Consider the following 17,578-nt stretch of genomic DNA (forward strand, 5'->3'; position numbering starts at 1 on the left):
GCTTCGCCCTGACGCGGTGATCGGGTCGTGGTGGCCGGCGGGCCCGTGCTGGGGTGCGGTGGTCGTCATGGCGCCGATCGGTCCCCGCCCGCGACGTCCAGCAGGATGTCGGCGAGCACGTCCCGGTGGATCGGCGACGACACCCGGAAGCCGCGCGGCGCGGCGGACCGCAGGGCGTCGCGGACCTCGTGGAACGACCTGTCCACGGCCGCCGCGACCCGCCCGGCCACGCCGCTCCGCTCCCACGTGCGCGGGTGGCGCACCTCGACCAGGAGGTCCCGGCCGCTGCGGGACGCGACGACGTCGAGGACGTGGGGTGAGCGCAGCTCCGCGTCGGTGGTGATGTCCGCCGGGAGGTGGGTGACGGCGATGCCGTCGGTGCCGTCCTGGCCACCCAGGTAGTTGAAGCAGACCCGCGGTCGGACCGCGGCCAGCGCGTCCCGGTCCCCGCCCAGGCCGGTGTCGAACCGGAGCAGGGGGCCGAACCCGGCGCCCTTGTCCGGCAGCCGCTCGAACGAGCGCCGCACGGCGTCCAGGGTGTCCTCGACGGTGGGCGCGACCTCGACCAGGTGCGGGAACGTGCTGGTGAACCAGCCCACCGTCCGGCTGAGGTCGTGGTCGCCCGCGATGGGCTCGCGGCCGTGCCCCTCCAGGGTGAACAGCACCCGGTCCCGGCCGGTCACCGAGGCCAGCGCGCGCGCCACGACGGCGAGGACGGTCTCGGCGGCGCTCGCGCCGTGGGCCTCCCGGGCGGCGTCGAGGAACGAGAAGTCGTCGGTCTCGGCCAGCCGGACGACCGTCGCGGCGGTCTCGGACCGCTTCAGGCCGCCCTCCTCGAACACCTCGCCCGCGTCGCCGGCGGCGCGGGCCAGGTCGAGCCAGTAGGGCAGCTGCGGGCGGAAGGCGCCGTCCCGCGCGCGCCGCTCCACCTCGGCGGTCCACGCCGGGAACGGCATGGTCTTGGCCGGCAGCACGGCGTCGGGGTGCGCGAGGCAGGTGAGCAGGTCCTCCAGCAGGACGCCCCACGACACGACGTCCACGGCCAGGTGGTGGATGGCGACTGCGAACTGCCGGCGCCCCTCCCCCAGCCCGGCGGCCAGGCCGACGACCGGGCCGCCCCGCACGCCCACCCGGGCCTGCACCGTCCTCAGGTACTCCGCGAGGTCCGCCCCGGACAGCCCGTCCGGCGCCTCCTCGCCGTGCACGAGCGACGGCGCGTCGACGTCCCGCAGGCTCAGCCCGCCCCGGTCGTCCACCTCGACGCGCAGCAGGTCGTGGTGGCGCGCGAGCCGTTCGGCGGCCCGCACCAGCAGGTCGAGCGTCGTCGGCTCGGTCGGCGTGACCAGCAGGCACTGGGTGAACACCCGGTCGAGGTCGGCCGGGTCGTCGAGGAACGCCCGCTGGACCGCGCTCGGCGTGATCGGGCCGGACAGCGGCGCCGGGTCGTACGCACCCGGCCCGGACCCGGCGTCGGCGGCCCCGGCCAGCTTCTCGTCCAGCGTCCGGAGGGTCGCGTTGCCGAGCAGGTCCGCGACCCGGACCGGGACGTCCCGCTCCTTGAGCCGGGCCACGATCTGGATCGCCTTGATCGAGTCGCCGCCCAGCGCGAAGAAGTTCGCGTCGATGTCGTCCACCGGGACGCCCAGCACGTGCCGCCACGCGTCGGCGAGCACCCGCAGCGAGTCGGTCGCCGGCATCGCGGCCGACGCGCCGGCCGTGAAGTCGGGCTTCGGCAGCGCCGCCACGTCGACCTTGCCGCTGGCGTTCAGCGGCAGCTCGTCCGCCCGGACGATGAAGGACGGCACCATGTAGTCGGGCAGTCGCCGCGCCAACGCCGCGCGCAGCACCGGCTCGTCGTGCTCCCGGCCCTCCTGGTAGCCCACCCAGAGGCACAGGCTCCGGCCGCCCCCCGCGGTCTCGTGCAGGCCGGCGTGCGCCCAGCGGACGTAGGGCTCGTCGAGGGCGACCTGGATGACCTCGGCCAGCTCGATGCGGTAGCCCCTGAGCTTGACCTGCTGGTCGACGCGCCCGGTGTAGTAGAGCAGCCCGTTGCTCTTGAAGGTGACGATGTCGCCGGTCCGGTAGAGCCGCTCGCCCGGCACCGCCGGCACGTGCACGAACCGCTCGGCGGTCAGCTCGGGCTTGTTGAGGTACCCGTCGGCCACGCCCGCGCCGCCGATGTACAGCTCGCCGCTGACGCCGATCGGCACCGGCCGCCGCTGCTCGTCGAGCACCCACAGCGAGGTGTCGTTGACGGGCCTGCCGATCGGGACGGCGTCGTCGGGGTCCAGCGCGTCGAGCGTGTGCACGGTGGCGAAGACCGTGGTCTCCGTCGGGCCGTAGGCGTGGCCGATCCGGCCGGGCCCCAGCAGGTCGAACGCCCGCTTCACGTGCACCGGCGAGGCGATCTCCCCGCCGAAGACGACCTTGCGGACGCTGCCGAGCGAGCCCGGCACGTGGTCGACCACCGCGTTGAACATCGCCGTGGTGATGAAGAAGCGGGTGACCCCGTGCCGCTCGATCGCGGCGCCGAGCCGGTCGAGGTCCAGCACGGACTCCTTGTCCAGCAGCACGAGCGCCGCGCCGTTGGTCAGCGCGCCGAACAGGTCGTAGACGGAGCCGTCGAACGAGTAGTCCGAGATCATGAGGAACACGTCGCTCGGGTCGGCGGCGTGGAAGACGGACCGGTGGACCACGCGCAGCACGCTCCGCTGCCGGATCACCGACCCCTTCGGCACGCCGGTGGTGCCCGAGGTGTACATGACGTAGACCTCGTCGGCGCTGCTGCCCGGCAGGTCCGGGTCGTGGCTGCCGGCGTTCGACCCGGCGAGCGCCCCGACGTCCGCGACGCGGAGCCGCTCGGAGATCAGCTCCGCGGCCTGCTCGCTGCGCGCGGCGGTCGTGAGGAGGGTGCCGGCGCCCGCGTCCTCCACCATCACCCGCAGGCGTTCGACGGGGAAGTCGGTGTTCAGCGGCACGTAGTAGCACCGCGCCTTCAGCACGCCGAGGACGGCGACGACCAGGTCGGCCGAGCGGTCCACGAGCAGCGCCACCGGCGAGCCTGGCGTCACCCCCAGCCGGAGCAGGCCGTGCGCGACCCGGTTGGCCCTGGCGTTCAGCTCCCCGTAGGACAGGCGCTGGTCGTCGGTGATCAGCGCCGTCCGGTCCGGGTCGGCCGCGACGTGCTCCTCGAACAGCCGGGCGATGCCCCGGTCGTCCACCGGCGGCGCCTCGACCGTCGCGAACGCCCGGATCAGCTCGGCCTCCCGGGCGGGCAGCAGGTCGAGCGCGCCCACCGGGTCGTCGTCCGCGGCGGTGACGAACGAGGCGAGCAGCGTCGCGTAGCGCTCCGCGTAGAGCGCCACGGTCTCCTCGCGGAACAGCGCGGTGGAGTACTCCCACTCCAGCAGCAGCGCGCCGTCGGCCTCCCTGGTGCTGAGCGTGATGTCGTACTTGGCGCTGCCGTCGTCGAACGGGACGACCCGCTCGTCGTCGGGCTCCAGCCCCATGTCGGTGTTCTGGTGCACGAAGCAGACGTCGAACAGCGGGCGGCGGCCGGGAACGCGCGGTGGGTCGAGCTCCTCGACCAGGGACTCCAGCGGGTACTCCTGGTGCTCGAAGGCCTCCAGCACGGTCGTGCGCAGACCGGCGACGAAATCGCCGACCCGGGTCGTGGGCGCGGCGGTGACCCGGATGGGCAGCGTGGTGACGAACATGCCCACGAGGTCCTGGTAGGACAGGTCGGGCCGACCCATCACCGGCGCGCCGACCACCACGTCGCCCTGCCCGCTCAGCCGGGACAGCAGCTGCTGGAAGACGCCCAGCAGCACCACGTAGAGGGTGACGTCGTGCTCGCGCGCCCAGCGCTTGGCGGCCTCCAGCAGCTCCCCGTCGACGGACGCGAACAGCGTCGCCCCCGCCGCGGTGACCGCCTCCGACCGCTGCCGGTCCGTGGTGAGCTGGAGCGTCGGCGCGCCGTCGGCGAACCGGGAGACCCAGTAGTCGCGGTGCGGGCGCATGGCGGGGCCGCCCTGCCGCTCCAGCAGGCCGCGGACCGCCGAGCGGTGGTCCCGGCGCAGCGGCGGCAGCGGCGTCCCCGCGGCGATCGCGGCGAGGTCGCGGAACAGGATGCCCATCGAGGTGCCGTCGGTGACGATGTGGTGGATGTCGATCGCCACGCAGGACACGCCGTCGTCGAACTCGAAGCAGCCGACGCGGAACAGCGGCGCGGTGTCGAGCCGGAACGGCCGGACGAACCGCGCCATCTCCCGGCGGGCCGCGCCCTCGTGGTTCTCGCCCGCCGCGGGCGCGCCGAGCCGCCGGTGCTCGACGGCGACCGGCACCTCCTCGTGCACGCGCTGGAACGGCACCCCGTCGCGCAGGTGGAACGTCGAGCGGAGGCCGGCGTGCCGCCGCACCAGCGTGCGCAGCCACCCCTCCAGCTCGGCGACGTCGGGCGCGCCGGCGCGGATCGTCAGGCCGCTGACGTTGTACGCCACCGAGTCCTCGTCCACCTGGCCGGAGACGAACATGCCGCGCTGCGACGCGGTCAGCGGCAGCTCGTAGGACTCGACGACCTCGGCCGCCGGGACCGGGCGGGCGGCGGCCAGCCGCGACCGGACCAGCCGCTCGTCCAGCCGGAAGTCGCCGATCACCGCGTCCGCGAACTCGTCGAACGACGGTGTCGCCAGCAGCGTGGTCGGCGGGATGTCGAGGTCGAGCACCGCGTTGAGCAGCTGCGTGATCTTCACCGACGAGACGGAGTCGCCGCCGAGGGCGAAGAAGTCGTCCGCGCCGCGGATGACCGGGTAGCCGAGGACCTCGGACCACACGCCGGCGATCACCGTGCGGGGCACCGCGTCCTCGGCCGACTCGTCGAGCCCGTCGAGGTGCGCGGGACGCGCCAGGATCGCGCGGAGCAGGTCGACCGGGTCGGTCGACGCCCGCTGCTCGACGCCGGCCGCCGGCCGCGCCCGGACGGTCTCGTCCCACAGCCGCACGTGGTGGAACAGCTGGGGCGGCAGCGGCACCCGCCGCACGCCCGCGTCCCGGTCGAGGCCGGCGAACGGCCGCGCGCGGCCCGCGAGGAAGGCGGTGGCGGCGTCGCCGAGGTGCCGGGAGCCGCCGAGCGGGGACGACGGCGGCTCGCGCAGCACGAGGCCGCCGTCCACCAGGGGCGAGTCGTCCGCCCGCGCCGGGTCCAGCAGCCGCCGCAGCCCGTCGCGCAGGCCCTCCCGGGTCTCGCACAGGACGACCGCGCGGACCGCCTGGTGCTCGCGGCCCACCTGCATGGTGAAGCACACGTCGGCCAGGTCGTGCCCGGGGTGGCGGTCGAGGTGCGCCAGCTGCGCCGCGGCGGTCCGGGCCAGCAGCTCCTCGGTGCGCGCCGAGATCGGGTAGAGCCGGGGCGCGCGGTCGGCCGCCGTCCGGTCGGCCGCCGCGCGGGCGGGTGCCTCCTCCAGCACCACGTGGCAGTTCGTCCCGCTGAGGCTGAAGCTGCTCACGCCCGCCCGGCGCGGGGTGTCGGCGGCCTCCCACGGGGTGAGGCGGTCGGCGACGTAGACCGGCGCGGTGACCAGGTCGAGGAGCTGGTTCGGCACGTCGAAGTGGATCGACGGCGGGATGGTCCGGTGCTCCAGGCACAGCAGGGTCTTGATCAGCGACGCCAGGCCCGCGGCGCCGACCGCGTGCCCGATGTTCGTCTTCACCGAGCCGAGCGCGCAGAACTGCCTGCGGTCGGTGAACTCGGCGAACGCGCTGGTCAACCCCTTGATCTCGATCGGGTCGCCCAGGGTCGTGCCGGTGCCGTGCGCCTCGATGTAGGACACCGACTCCGGCGCGATGCCGGCCCGCTTCCACGCGCTGACCAGCAGGTTCTTCTGCGCCTGCGCGTTCGGGGCGGTGAGGCCGTTGCTGCGGCCGTCGTTGTTGACCGCGCTGCCGAGGAGCACGCCGTAGACGTGGTCGCCGTCGGCGAGCGCGCGCGACAGCGGCTTGAGGTAGACCCCGGCCACCCCCTCGCTCCACACCGTGCCGTCGGCCGCGGCGTCGAACGCCCGCACCCGGTGGTCGGCGGACTCGGTCTCGTTGCCGAGGCTGGACGGCGACAGGAACAGGTTGATCGCGGCGACGAACGCGGTGTCGCAGTCGCCGTCGCGCAGCGCCTTGATCGCCGCGTCCACCGCGACCAGGCCGGACGAGCACCCGGTGTCGATGACGGAGGCGGGTCCGCGGAAGTCGAGCAGGTACGACAGGCGGCTGGCCAGGATGCCCGACCACGAGCCGGTGATGGCCGAGAAGTCCAGCTCCGAGAGGAACGGCAGGTAGGACGTGATCAGCCGGTGCGTGTGGTCGTTGCCGACGAACACGCCGGTGTTGGACCCGTACAACGCGCTCTTGGCGTACCCGGCGTCCTCCATCGTCTCGACCAGCACTTCGAGGAGGTTGCGGTGGTACGGGTCGAGCTGCGTCGCCACGTGCGGCGGGATGCCGAAGTACTCGGCGTCGAACAGGTCGACCCGGTCGAGGTAGCCGCCCTTGCGGACGGCCGAGGTGCCGCCCTCGACCCGCCGCAGGTCGTCCAGCCGCAGCGGCGGGAAGTCGCCGATCGACTCGCGGCCGTCGACCAGGTTGCGCCAGAACTGCTCCTTGTCCGGCGCGCCGGGGAACCGGCAGGCCATGCCGATGACGGCGACGCGGTCGTCGTCCCGGCCGGAGTCCCCGATCGCGCGGATGAACTCCTTCGCCCGGTCGACGTCCAGCGCCTCCTGCTTCACCTGCATGAGCAGGTACCGCAGCAGGTCCTTCTTCAGCTCCGCGGTCGGCTTCATGCCTGCGCCCTCCCGGCACCGTCGGCGTCGGCGGCGAACATGGTCATCAGCTCGGCGTCGCCGATCTCCTCCAGCACGTCCTGGAGCGACCGGTCCACGCCGGGGTCCGCCACCCCGGCACCGGCCGCCTTGGACCCCGCCGCCTTGGACCCCGCTGCCCCGGACTCCGCCGCGATGCGCTCGTCGACGTAGTCGGCGAGGCTGGTGACGGTCGCGTAGGAGTACAGGTCGGCGATGTCGATGCGGCCGGGGTAGACGTCCTCGACCTTCTGGAGCAGCTGCGCCGTCATCAGCGAGTTGCCGCCCAGGTCCTGGAAGCTGGCGTGGACGTCGACCTCCGCCAGGCCGAGCACCGCGCCGTAGACGGCGCCGATCCTCAGCTGGGTCTCGCTCGGGTCGGACAGGCCGACGAGGCGCACCTCGGTCACCCCGTCACCGGTCGCCGGGGCGCCCGTGCCCGCCCGCGCGACGGCGTCGGCGACGGCGTCCTCCACCAGGAAGGGCATCTCGCCCAGGCGTTCCCGCAGCACCCCGAGGTCGAACGCGGCCGGGACGACGCCGTCCGCCGGGTGGCGCAGGAAGTGCGCCAGCCAGGCCAGGCCGTCCTTCACGGTGAGCGCGCGGAACGGCGCGTCGCCGTCGCCGACCCCGTACCGCACGGCCATGCCGACCTCGGACCACGTCGGCCAGTTGACCGACAGCGCGCGGACCCCCTCGGCCCGCGCCCGCACGGCCAGGGAGTCCGTGAACGCGTTGGCGGCGCAGTAGTCGCCCTGCCCCTGCCCGCCCGTGATGGCGGTGATGGACGAGAAGAACACCAGGAACGCGCCGGGGTGCTCCTTCGCCAGCTCCACCAGGGCCAGGCTCCCGTCGACCTTCGGGGCCAGCACGGCGTCGAAGGTCGAGCGGGACTTGCCGGCCAGGAACCCGTCGCCCGCCACGCCCGCCGCGTGGACGATGCCGTCGAGGGTGACGTCCTCCTCCCGCAGCCGCTCGGCCAGCCCGCGCACGTCGGCCTCCCGCGACACGTCGCACACGACGTGCTCGGCGGCGGCGATGCCCGCGACGCGCCGGGCGGTCGTCTCGTCCAGGGGCCTGCGGCCGAGCAGGATGATCCGCTCGGCGCCCTCGCGGGCCATCTCCTCGGCGACGGCGAGCCCGAGCCCGCCCGCGCCACCGGTGACCACGAACGTCCCGCCCGCGTACAGCGGCCCGGCCGCCTCCTCCCCCTCCGGGTCCACCCCTTCCGGGTCCACCCCTTCCGGGTCCACCCCTTCCGGGTCCACCTCGGCGTACCGCAGGCGCCGCAGGTGGGTCTCCTCGCCCCGGACGGCCCGCGGCACGCCGCCGGCCCCGCTCAGGGCCTCGGGGAGGAGGAAGCCGAGGTCCGCGTCCGCGCTCGCGTCCACCACGTCCACCAGCAGGTGCCGGTGCTCCTGCCCGACCACCAGCGCGAGCGCCTCGGTGGCGGCGGAGTGCGGGTCGGTGGCGCCGTCGCCCGGCACGACCCGCCAGGCGTCCCGGCCCAGCACCTTCAGGCCGTGCGGGAGCTTGACCCGGTGCGACACGAAGGCGCGGTACAGCTCGAACAGGGCGTCCACGCCGGTGGCCCGCCGCCGGTCGGTCGGCCCGTCGGGCGCGGTGGAGTCGGGCGAGGTGAAGTCGGTCGCGAACAGCACGCCCTCGACCCCCTCCTGCCGCAGCCGCTCGGCGAGCAGGCCCGCGCCGTGCTCGTCGGGGGCGTACACGTGCCGGGCGGGGTCGGTCCGCTCACCCAGGTAGCACGGCACGACCCGGTGCCCGAGCGCCTCGACCCCGGCGGCCAGCCGCCGGCCCCGCGCGGTGTCCAGCACCACCGGTGCCCACACCGCGGGCGCGCCGACGTCGGCCCGCGGCCGGGGCACGGGCAGCCACTCGACCTCCAGGTACCGGCGCGGCCCGGCCAGGTCGAACCGCCGCCAGTCGACCTTCTTCACGGTGTAGTCGGTGATCCGCCCGAACGGCCGGCCGTCGACGTCGAGGAGGTCCACGTCGTAGGTGATCGTCTGGCCGTCGCGGCTGTCGTCGCGGACCGTGCGGATCAGCGAGTAGAACGTCTCCGGCATGGGCCGGTGGAGCACGAAGCCCTTGTAGACGTAGGGCAGGAACGTCTCGCCGCTGTTCTGCGAGATGAGGTTCACCGCGTTGTCGAGCTTGGCCGGGTGCAGCCCGAAGGTCTCGCTCGGCACGCCCTCCGGCAGCCGCAGCAGGGTCAGCGCGCCGGTCTCGTGCCTCCACACCGCCCGGACGTTGTCCCAGCGCGGGCCGAACTGGAACACGCCGGTGTCGGTCTCGGTGGGGTAGGGGTCGGTCACCTCGACCGCCGCCGCCTTGAGGGCGTCGACGTCGACGGGGTCCGCCGGGGCGTCGTCGTGCGACGCGCTGATCCGGCCCTCGACGTGCACGACCCACTCGCCGTCCCGCGAGCCGGCCACCTGGAACGAGTAGCCGTGCCCCACCCGCTCCAGGCTGGTGCGCACGGTCGCCCCCTCGCCCTCCTCGACGGCGAGGGGCACGAGGAAGAACACGTTCTCGAACCGCACGGCCGGCGCGTCCTCCACGGCGGCCAGCGCGGCGCGCGCCATCTCCAGGTACGTCGTGCCCGGCACCACGGGCCGGCGCTCGATCCGGTGGTCGGAGAGCACCCAGTGCCGGTCGACCGACAGCGTGTTCTCGAACACGACCCCGGCCCCGGAGCGGCTGACCTCCTCGCCCAGCAGGGGGTTGGCCTCGGCGGTGGCGAAGCCCCGCACGCTCGTCCGCAGGGGCTTGGCCCAGTGGCGGGTCCGCTCGAACGGGTAGGTGGGCAGCGGCACGCGGCGGCGCGGCTCGTCGGCGTAGAACGCGGCGAAGTCGACGCGGGCGCCGCGGACGTACGCGGTCGCCAGCTCGGTGAGCGCGGCGCGGTCGCCCCGCGCGCGGTACTCGGCGAGCTTCGCGTTGGCGGAGTCGGAGAGCCGCTTGCCGGTCTGCGCGGTGATGTCGCCGGGGCGCAGGTCGCCCCTCTTGTCGCTGACGACGGCGTGCACGCCGTGGAAGACGCCCCGCTGCTCGTCGGTGCCGGGGCCGCGCTCCCGCAGCCGGTCGACCGACTCGGCCAGCTGCTCCTTCGTCGCGGCGACGACCACGACGCGGTGCTCGTGGTGGCCGCGGCCCACGTTGGACGTGTAGCAGATGTCGGCGAGCGACCACGGGCTGTCCGCCAGCACGGCCGCGTACCGGTCCAGGAGCCCGGTGAGGGCCGCCTCGGTCTTCGCGCTCGCGGTGAAGCAGTAGCGCTCCCGCAGCTGCGGCTCGGCGCGGTACCGGGGCGCCTCCTCCAGGACCATGTGGCAGTTCGTGCGGATGAAGCCGAACGAGCTGATCCCGGCCCGCCGGGGCTCGCCGCCGGTGTCCCACTCCACGAGCCGGTCGTTGACGTACAGCGGGCCGTCGGTGAAGTCGATGTACGGGTTGGGCACCTCGAAGTTCACCGAGGGCGCCAGCAGGCCGGATTCGAGCGACTTCACGACCTTGGCCAGCGAGGCCGACCCGGAGGCCGCCACCATGTGGCCCATCGTGGTCTTGAGGGAGCCGATGCCGCAGAACTGCTTGCGGTCGGTGTGCCGGCGGAACGCGTTGGTCAGGCCCTTGACCTCGATCGGGTCGCCGAGCACGGTCCCCGTGCCGTGCGCCTCGACGTACGTGATCGTCTCGGGCGGGACGCCGGCCTTGGCCCAGGCGTCGAGGACGACCCGCTCCTGCATCAGCGCGTTGGGCGCGGTGATGCTGTTGGACGTGCCGTCGTTGTTGATGGCGGAGCCCTTGATGACGGCGCGCACGTGGTCGCGGTCGGCCAGCGCCTTGCGCAGCGGCTTGAGCAGCACGATGCCCGCGCCCTCGCCCCACAGCGTGCCGTTCGCGCGGGCGTCGAAGGTGCGCACGCTGTCGTCGCCCGAGACGACGTTGTCCATCGTCGCGCCGGACAGGAAGCTGGTCTTCGGCTCGCCGCCGGAGGACAGGTTGATGCCGCCCGCCAGCGCCATGTCGCACTCGCCGAGCAGCAGCGACTGGATGGCCTGGTGCACGCTGACGCTGCCCGCGGAGCACGCGGTGTCGGTCATGACGCAGGGGCCCTTGAGGTCGAGCACGTAGGAGATGCGGCTGGCGACCATCCCCTCCCAGGAGCCGGACAGCTGCATCGGGTGGCGCTCGGAGAACATGCGGTAGTACGAGTAGTTCGACTGGTCGCGGCCGAGGAACACCCCGGTCCGCGACCCGACCGCGGCCTCGCCGCCGTAGCCCGCGTTCTCCAGCGCCTCGTACGCCACCTCCAGCGCGATGCGCTGGTTCGGGTCCATGTAGTCCGCTTCGAGCGGGGGGATGCCGAAGAAGCGCGAGTCGAAGTGGTCGATGCGGTCGAGGTACCCGCTCACCGAGTAGAGCCGGTCGAGGTCGGCCTCGGCGACCGGCCGGCCCAGCAGGACCTCCGCGTAGTACGGGTTGCGGAGGACGTCGTACATGTCCTCCTTGCGCGACCGGGGGTAGTCGCGGATGCAGTCCCGGCCCACCTTGAGGAAGTCCCAGAACTGGTCGACGTCCGTGGCCTCGGCGAAGCGGCCGGCCAGGCCGATGACCGCGATGTCCTCGTGCGCGTTGGCGCCCGACAGTTCGAGCAGCAGCCTCTTGGTGCGGTCGCGGTCGATCTGCTTGTTGACGAACTGTTCGAGGATGAAATCCTTCACGCTGTCCATCTGGTGTCCGTCTCCTCGACCGTGATCGCGCCCTGCTCCAGCAGGTCCAGCAGCTTGTCGATGTCGCCCTCGTCGGCCTCGGCGGCGGGCGGCGGGCCCGCGTCGGCCGGTTCGCCCACGCGCAGCCTGGACCTGAGGCAGTCCACCTGGGCGGCGACGGTGGTGAAGCGGAAGAGGTCCGTGATGTCGACCAGGCCCGGGTAGCGCTCGTCGTAGAGCTTGAGCACCTGCGCCGTGAGCAGCGAGTTGCCGCCCAGGTCGCCGAACTCCTCGTGCGCGTCCAGCACGTCGAGGTCGAGCGCCTCCGCCCAGATCCCGGCGACGGCCCGTTCGAGGTCGCCGACGGGGTCCAGCCCGCGCAGCTCGACGGCCCGCGCGCCCGTGCCCCGGTCCGCCTCGCGCGGCGCCTGCCGGGTCGGTTTCCGCATCCGGCCGGGCATGAGCACCGGCGCGGGGGCGCCGGACGTCATGAGGGCGTCGAGCAGGTCCACCGCCTCGGCGGTGTCCAGCGGCGGGAACAGCTCGTCCTCGTCGGCCGCGCCCATGCGCTCGGCGATCCCCGTCTCGCGCCACGCGGGCCACTGCACGCTCAGGCCGGGCAGGCGCTCGCGGTCGCGGTGCTGGGCCAGGCTGTCCAGCACCAGGTTCGCGGCCGTGTAGTCGGTCTGGCCCTGGTCGAGCAGCAGCCCGGCGATGCTGGAGAACGCGACGAAGTAGTCGGGCCGGTCGGTCAGCGTGGCCTCGTGCAGGTGCACCGCGCCCAGCGCCTTGGGCCGGTACACCTCCCGGAACTCGTCGACGCCCTTCGTGACCAGGAAGCCGACCCCGGGACGCCCGGCGAGGTGCAGGACACCGGAGATCCGGCCGTGCCGCTCGCGGAGGTCGCGCACGGTCCGCTCGACCGCCCGCCCGTCGCCCAGGTCGAGCCGGACGACCTCGAACACGTCCAGGTCGCGCTCGAACTCCGCCCAGTCCGGGCGGGTCGCGTCCGCGCGGTCGGACCCCAACAGGACGAGCTTGCGCACGCCGCGCCGCACCAGGTGCCGGGCCACGGCGGTGCCGAGGTCGCCCGTGCCGCCCGACACGAGGGTCACGCCGTCACCGGGCAGCGGCGCCCGCGCGCCGTCCCGCGACGGGACCGGCTGCCGCTTCACGTGCGGCTCGTGCGGCCGGCCGTCCCGGTAGAGCAGGAACGGCGGCCGGTCGGCGCCCGTGGCCTCGGCCACCAGCGCCGCCGGGGCGGTGCGCTCGTCGCTGTCGACGCAGCGGATGCCGAGGGCCTTGTACTCCAGCGCCGCGACGCGCATCAGGCCGAGCACCCCGGCCTGGCCGGGGTTCACCGAGGTCTCGTCGCCGGTGACCGCGAGCGCGTTGTGCGTCAGGACCAGCAGGCCGTCCGCGAACGCGAGCCGCCGGTCCGAGACGAGCCGGAGCAGGTCCAGCGCCCGTTCGACCGGCTCGCCGGTGGCCTCGGCGAGCGAGGCGTCCCCGGCGGGCAGGCAGGCCAGCACGCCGAACGCGAACGCGCGGCCCTCGCCCACCCGCTCGTCGGCGTCCCCGGCGCCCGGCAGCGGGACGCAGTCGTAGCCGGCGGACTCCAGCTCGCCGCGCACGCCGTCGAGGGCGGTGCCGAAGTCGCCGCAGAGCAGGACGGTGCCGCCGCCCCGCCGCAGCGGGGCCGGCGGGGCGACGGGCCGGTAGCCCTGGGCGTAGCCGTACTCGCCGGACCCCCGCACGTCGAGGTCGACCGCCGACTTGACGCAGTAGTTGTCCACCGTCAGCAGCACCCGGCCGGTCGGGTCGACCACGGTCACGTCGAACGCGTACAGCGCGCCGTCCACGGACTCGGGCCGCTTGCGGAAGTGGGCGAGCACGCGGGCGGGCAGGGAGTCGCGGACGGTCAGGACGCCGTACGAGAACGGCAGGTACAGCCGCTCCTGGTCGTAGACGTTGCTGGGCGCGTTGACCACCGTGTCGAACAGCGAGGGGTGCAGGACGTAGTCGGCCAGCTCGGACCGGTACCGCCGGGGCAGCTCGAACTCGTAGAGCAGCTCGGTCGCGCCCTCGTCGGAGCACCCGTCGCCCAGCGTCGCGGTCCAGCGGTCGCTGACGTCCAGCCCCTTGGCGCGGTCGGAGCCCTCGGGCTCGCGCAGCGGGCGGTCCAACCGCCGGCGCAGGTCCTCGACGTCGAGCGGCGCGACCGCCGCGGCCACGGCGTCGGGCACCAGCTCGGCCCGCGCGTTCTCCAGCCAGTCACCACCGGCGTCGCGGCTGGCGATGGTGACGGCGCTGACGTCGCCCCTGGCCTCGAAGATGACGTGCACCTCCTTCTCCTCGCCGTCGGCGACCGCCAGCGGCGCGGCGAAGAAGACGTCGCGCAGCGTCGCCCCGGCCCCGGACAGGCCGAGCCGGCGGGCCGCCGACACGACCAGCTCGACCAGGCCGGTGCCGGGCAGGACGCCCACGCCGTGGATGCGGTGCTCGGCCAGCTCCCAGTGGCGCTCCGGGGCGAGCCGGCACACGACGGTGTCGCGGCGCAGCGAGCGCACGACCTCGGCGTCGTCGACCAGGCCCCGGCGGCCCCGCTCGACCGGGTCGACCCAGCACCGGGACCGCTCGAACGGGTAGGTGGGCAGCGACGTGCGGCGGGCCCCCTCGGGCGCGACCCGCCGCCAGTCGACCTCGGCGCCGCGGGCGTAGAGGGACGCCAGCCGGCGCAGGGCCGCGCGGTCGGCGGTCGGGGCGGCCTCGGCCGCGGCCTCCCGGGTCAGCCCGTCGCGCTCGGCGTGGGTGAGGTCGTGCGGCTCGCGCTTCGCGCCCTCGTCCGGCACCAGGCGGAACGACCCCCGGCTCACGTCCGGGTCGTCGGCGGAGCCGTCGACGTCCTCGACGAACCGCGCCAGCAGCGCGTCCAGCTCGGCGCGGCTCCCGAAGACGAACGCGGCGCGCACGCCGTGGTGCAGCCGGCCGACCGACGCGGTGAAGGCGAGGTCGGCGAGGTCGACCTCGTGGCGCGGCAGGAAGTCGCGGTAGCGCTCGGCGAGCCTGGCCAGCGCCCGGGGGCTCCGGGCGCTGAGGGGCAGCAGCGAGCAGGACGGGCCCGCCCCGGCGCTGTCGCGGGCCGGGAGCGGGTCCGCACCGCGCAGGACGAGGTGGCAGTTCGTGCCGCTCAGCCCGAAGCTGTTGATGCCCGCGTACAACGTCTCCCGGTCGTCGTCGGACCAGGGCACGGTCCGGTCGTTGACGAACACCGGGGTCTGCGCGAACGCGATGTTCCGGTTCGGCTCCTCGAAGTTGAGGCTCGCCGGGAGGACGCGGTGCTTGAGCGACAGGACGAGCTTGGCCAGCCCGACGAGGCCGGACGCGTTGTCCGTGTGGCCGATGTTCGTCTTGACCGTGCCGATGCCGCAGAACTGCTTGCGCGCCGTCTGCCGGGAGAACGCCCGGTCGATGCCGCTGACCTCGACCGGGTCGCCGAGCCTGGTCGCGGTGCCGTGCGCCTCGATGAAGCTGATCTGCTCGGCCCTGACCCCGGCGTCGGCGAGGGCGTCGGTGATGAGGTCGGCCTGCGCGTCGGCGTTGGGCGCGGTGATGCCGTTCGACGCGCCGTCCTGGTTGACCGCGCCGCCCATGATGACCGCGTGGACGTTGTCGCCGTCGCGCCGCGCGCGTTCCAGGGACTTGAGCACGAACACGACGCAGCCCTCGGCGGTGCTGGTGCCGTCGCCGCGGTGGTCGAACGTCCGGGTGCGGCGGTCGCCGGACAGCGTGTCCTGGATGTCCTTGATGCCGATGCCGGACTCGTCGGCGTCGACCGGGAGCAGGTCGGTCTTCACCGCGCCGACGATCGCCATCGAGCACTCGCCGTTCTGGATCGCGCGGTAGGCCGTGTAGGCGGCCACCAGGCCCGACGAGCAGGCCGTGTCGACCAGCAGCGACGGCCCGCGCAGGTCCAGCAGGTAGGCGATCCGGCTGGCGATCATCGAGCGGATGTTGCCCGCGACCGCGATCTCGGGCGCGTCGGGGTCGACGGCCTGGATCATCGACCGGTAGTCCTCGCCGAAGTCGGCCGACATGCCCGCGTAGACGCCGACCTTCGCGCCGGCGAGGTCCGCGTTCAGGTAGCCGGCGTCCTCCAGCGCGGCCCAGGCGGTCTCCAGGAAGATCCGCTGGTTCGGGTCGATGGACTTGGCCTCCTGCTTGGACAGCGAGAAGAACCGGTGGTCGAACCCGGACACGCTGGGCAGGCGGGCGCCGCCGGAGTAGCGCTCGGCCGCGATGGGCAGCCGCACGCCGCGCGCGGCGAGGTGGGCGTCCACGTCGGCGCGCCGTTCGGCCGACAGGTCGCGGTACCCCTCCTCGCCGCGCACCAGGCCCGACCAGAACTCGTCGAGGTCCTCCGCCTCGCCGACCCGGCCGCTCATCCCGATGACGGCGACGGGTCCGGCCTTCTTGCGCGGGCTGGAACGGGTGACGCGGACGTCGGAGTCGTCCGGGAGCCGCGTCAGGTCCAGGTCGTCGAGACCGAGCAGGGAGCTCATGTGGCGAGTGCCCCCGCGATCGTCCGGAGGCCGGTGTCGCCGGTGCGGCGCAGGATCGACTCGACGCGGTCCCGCTGCTCGGCCTCGGGGACCCGCTTGGTCCTCATGATGGTCAGCAGCAGGTCCAGCGCGGCCTGCTTCCGCTCGTCGGGCAGGGTCGCCTGGTCGAGCTTGGACAGGTCCTGGAGCTCGCGGTACGGCAGGACGACGCCGCGCTGGTACTCCTCGGCGTCGAAGTTCCGGTTCCGGGTGGCCGCGGCGGCGCCCAGGAACAGCCCGACCAGCCCCGGTTCGCGCTTCTTCAGCTCGACGAGCCGGTCGATCACCGCGTCGACCCGCTCGCGGTCCTCGTCGAGGTTGTGCACCTCGCCCGCGCCGACGACGCCCGTCAGCATCTTCTTGAGCACCTGCTTCGGCCCGACCTCGATCCACACGGCGGCCTTGCGGTCCACCAGGGACGCCACGATGCGGCTCCAGCGGACCGGGCTGGTCAGCTGGACCGCGAGGGCTTCCCGGATGGCCTCGGGGCCGCCGTGCGCCTCGCCGGTGACGTTGCTGTAGACCGGCACGGACGGCTCGGTGAACCCGACCGCGTCGAGCGCCTCGGTGTAGGCGGGCACCGCGTCCGCCATGTACGTGCTGTGGAACGCGCCGGCCACGTTCAGCCTGACCACCTTCGCCCCGCGGTCCTCCAGGTGGGCGGTCACGCCCTTCAGGTCGTCCAGCGTGCCCGACAGCACCGTCTGGGTCCCGGTGTTGTAGTTGGCCACCTGCACGTGGTGGCCGGCGGAGTTGAAGTCCTCGACGCACTCCTCCACGTCGGCGACCGGCAGCCGCACGGCGGCGACCATCCCCGTGCCGCCCTCGGCGACGCAGTCCTCCATCGCCTCGCCGCGCGCCTTGACCAGGCGCACCGCGTCCTCGAACGACAGCGCGCCCGCCGCGAGCAGCGCGGTGATCTCCCCCAGGCTGTGCCCGGTCATGCACGACACCGGGACCTCCCGGCCCTCGGTCATCACCTCGTACATCGCGTAGCCGAGCACCAGCAGCGAGACCTGGGCGAACCTGGTCCTGGTCACCTCCGCGGGCGGCGCGGTGAAGCAGAGGTCGGCCAGCGAGTAGCCGACGATGTCGGACGCCTGCGCGAAGCGGTCGCGGACGCCGCGGTTCTCGTCGAACCACGTCCTGCCCATGCCCGCGAACTGGGAACCCTGTCCCGGGAACACGATCACGAGATCCTTCATGACTGCACCTTCTCCTTCGACGCGGGCGGGGCCAGGACTCCGAGGAGCTTCACGTGGCCGCCCAGCAGCTGTTCCACCCGCGCGGGGTCCACCTCGCGGGCGTGGTCGATCCGGACCGCGACGGCGTCGGGCGCGACGTCCACGGCGAGCACGAGGTCGAAGTGGCCGAGGAGGTCGGCCTCCTCGGCCTG

General features: G+C 73.9%; 5 protein-coding genes (1 of these 5 running past the window's edge). All 5 read right to left on the minus strand.

Annotated features, from left to right (window positions below):
* Positions 1–65 precede the first annotated feature (65 nt).
* Tightly spaced (each overlapping or abutting the next), the 5 genes in view from ACRAKJ_RS28675 to ACRAKJ_RS28695 form a layout consistent with a single transcriptional unit that may run on beyond the window.
* Positions 66–6,830: an amino acid adenylation domain-containing protein gene (locus ACRAKJ_RS28675; protein WP_438919052.1), complete on the minus strand. Its 6,765-nt coding sequence runs from the start codon at positions 6,828–6,830 to the stop codon at positions 66–68.
* Positions 6,827–11,602, minus strand: coding sequence for an SDR family oxidoreductase (locus ACRAKJ_RS28680; protein ID WP_438919051.1), 4,776 nt, complete (start codon positions 11,600–11,602; stop codon positions 6,827–6,829). Before ACRAKJ_RS28680 ends, ACRAKJ_RS28675 begins: the two co-directional genes overlap by 4 nt.
* Entirely contained in the window at positions 11,590–16,143 is a 4,554-nt protein-coding gene (locus ACRAKJ_RS28685; RefSeq protein ID WP_438919050.1) for an SDR family NAD(P)-dependent oxidoreductase, read from the minus strand. The genes ACRAKJ_RS28680 and ACRAKJ_RS28685 overlap by 13 nt, the downstream gene beginning before the upstream one ends.
* Positions 16,140–17,387 (minus strand): acyltransferase domain-containing protein, encoded by a 1,248-nt coding sequence (locus ACRAKJ_RS28690; protein ID WP_438919049.1) that lies wholly within the window; start codon positions 17,385–17,387, stop codon positions 16,140–16,142. Before ACRAKJ_RS28690 ends, ACRAKJ_RS28685 begins: the two co-directional genes overlap by 4 nt.
* Positions 17,384–17,578, minus strand: the final stretch of a protein-coding gene (locus ACRAKJ_RS28695; RefSeq protein ID WP_438919048.1) for an amino acid adenylation domain-containing protein. 9,777 nt of this gene lie beyond the right edge of the window; the window shows 195 of its 9,972 coding nt (coding positions 9,778–9,972); the start codon falls outside the window, past its right edge; the stop codon is at positions 17,384–17,386. The genes ACRAKJ_RS28690 and ACRAKJ_RS28695 overlap by 4 nt, the downstream gene beginning before the upstream one ends.

This window comes from Saccharothrix sp. DSM 118769 (assembly GCF_052936295.1).

Bases quoted from the DNA above. Each gene is read 5' to 3' on its own strand.
- ACRAKJ_RS28675 (WP_438919052.1), bottom strand. From the start codon at position 6,830: ATGAAGCCGACCGCGGAGCTGAAGAAGGACCTGCTGCGGTACCTGCTC.
- ACRAKJ_RS28680 (WP_438919051.1), bottom strand. From the start codon at position 11,602: ATGGACAGCGTGAAGGATTTCATCCTCGAACAGTTCGTCAACAAGCAG.
- ACRAKJ_RS28685 (WP_438919050.1), bottom strand. From the start codon at position 16,143: ATGAGCTCCCTGCTCGGTCTCGACGACCTGGACCTGACGCGGCTCCCG.
- ACRAKJ_RS28690 (WP_438919049.1), bottom strand. From the start codon at position 17,387: ATGAAGGATCTCGTGATCGTGTTCCCGGGACAGGGTTCCCAGTTCGCG.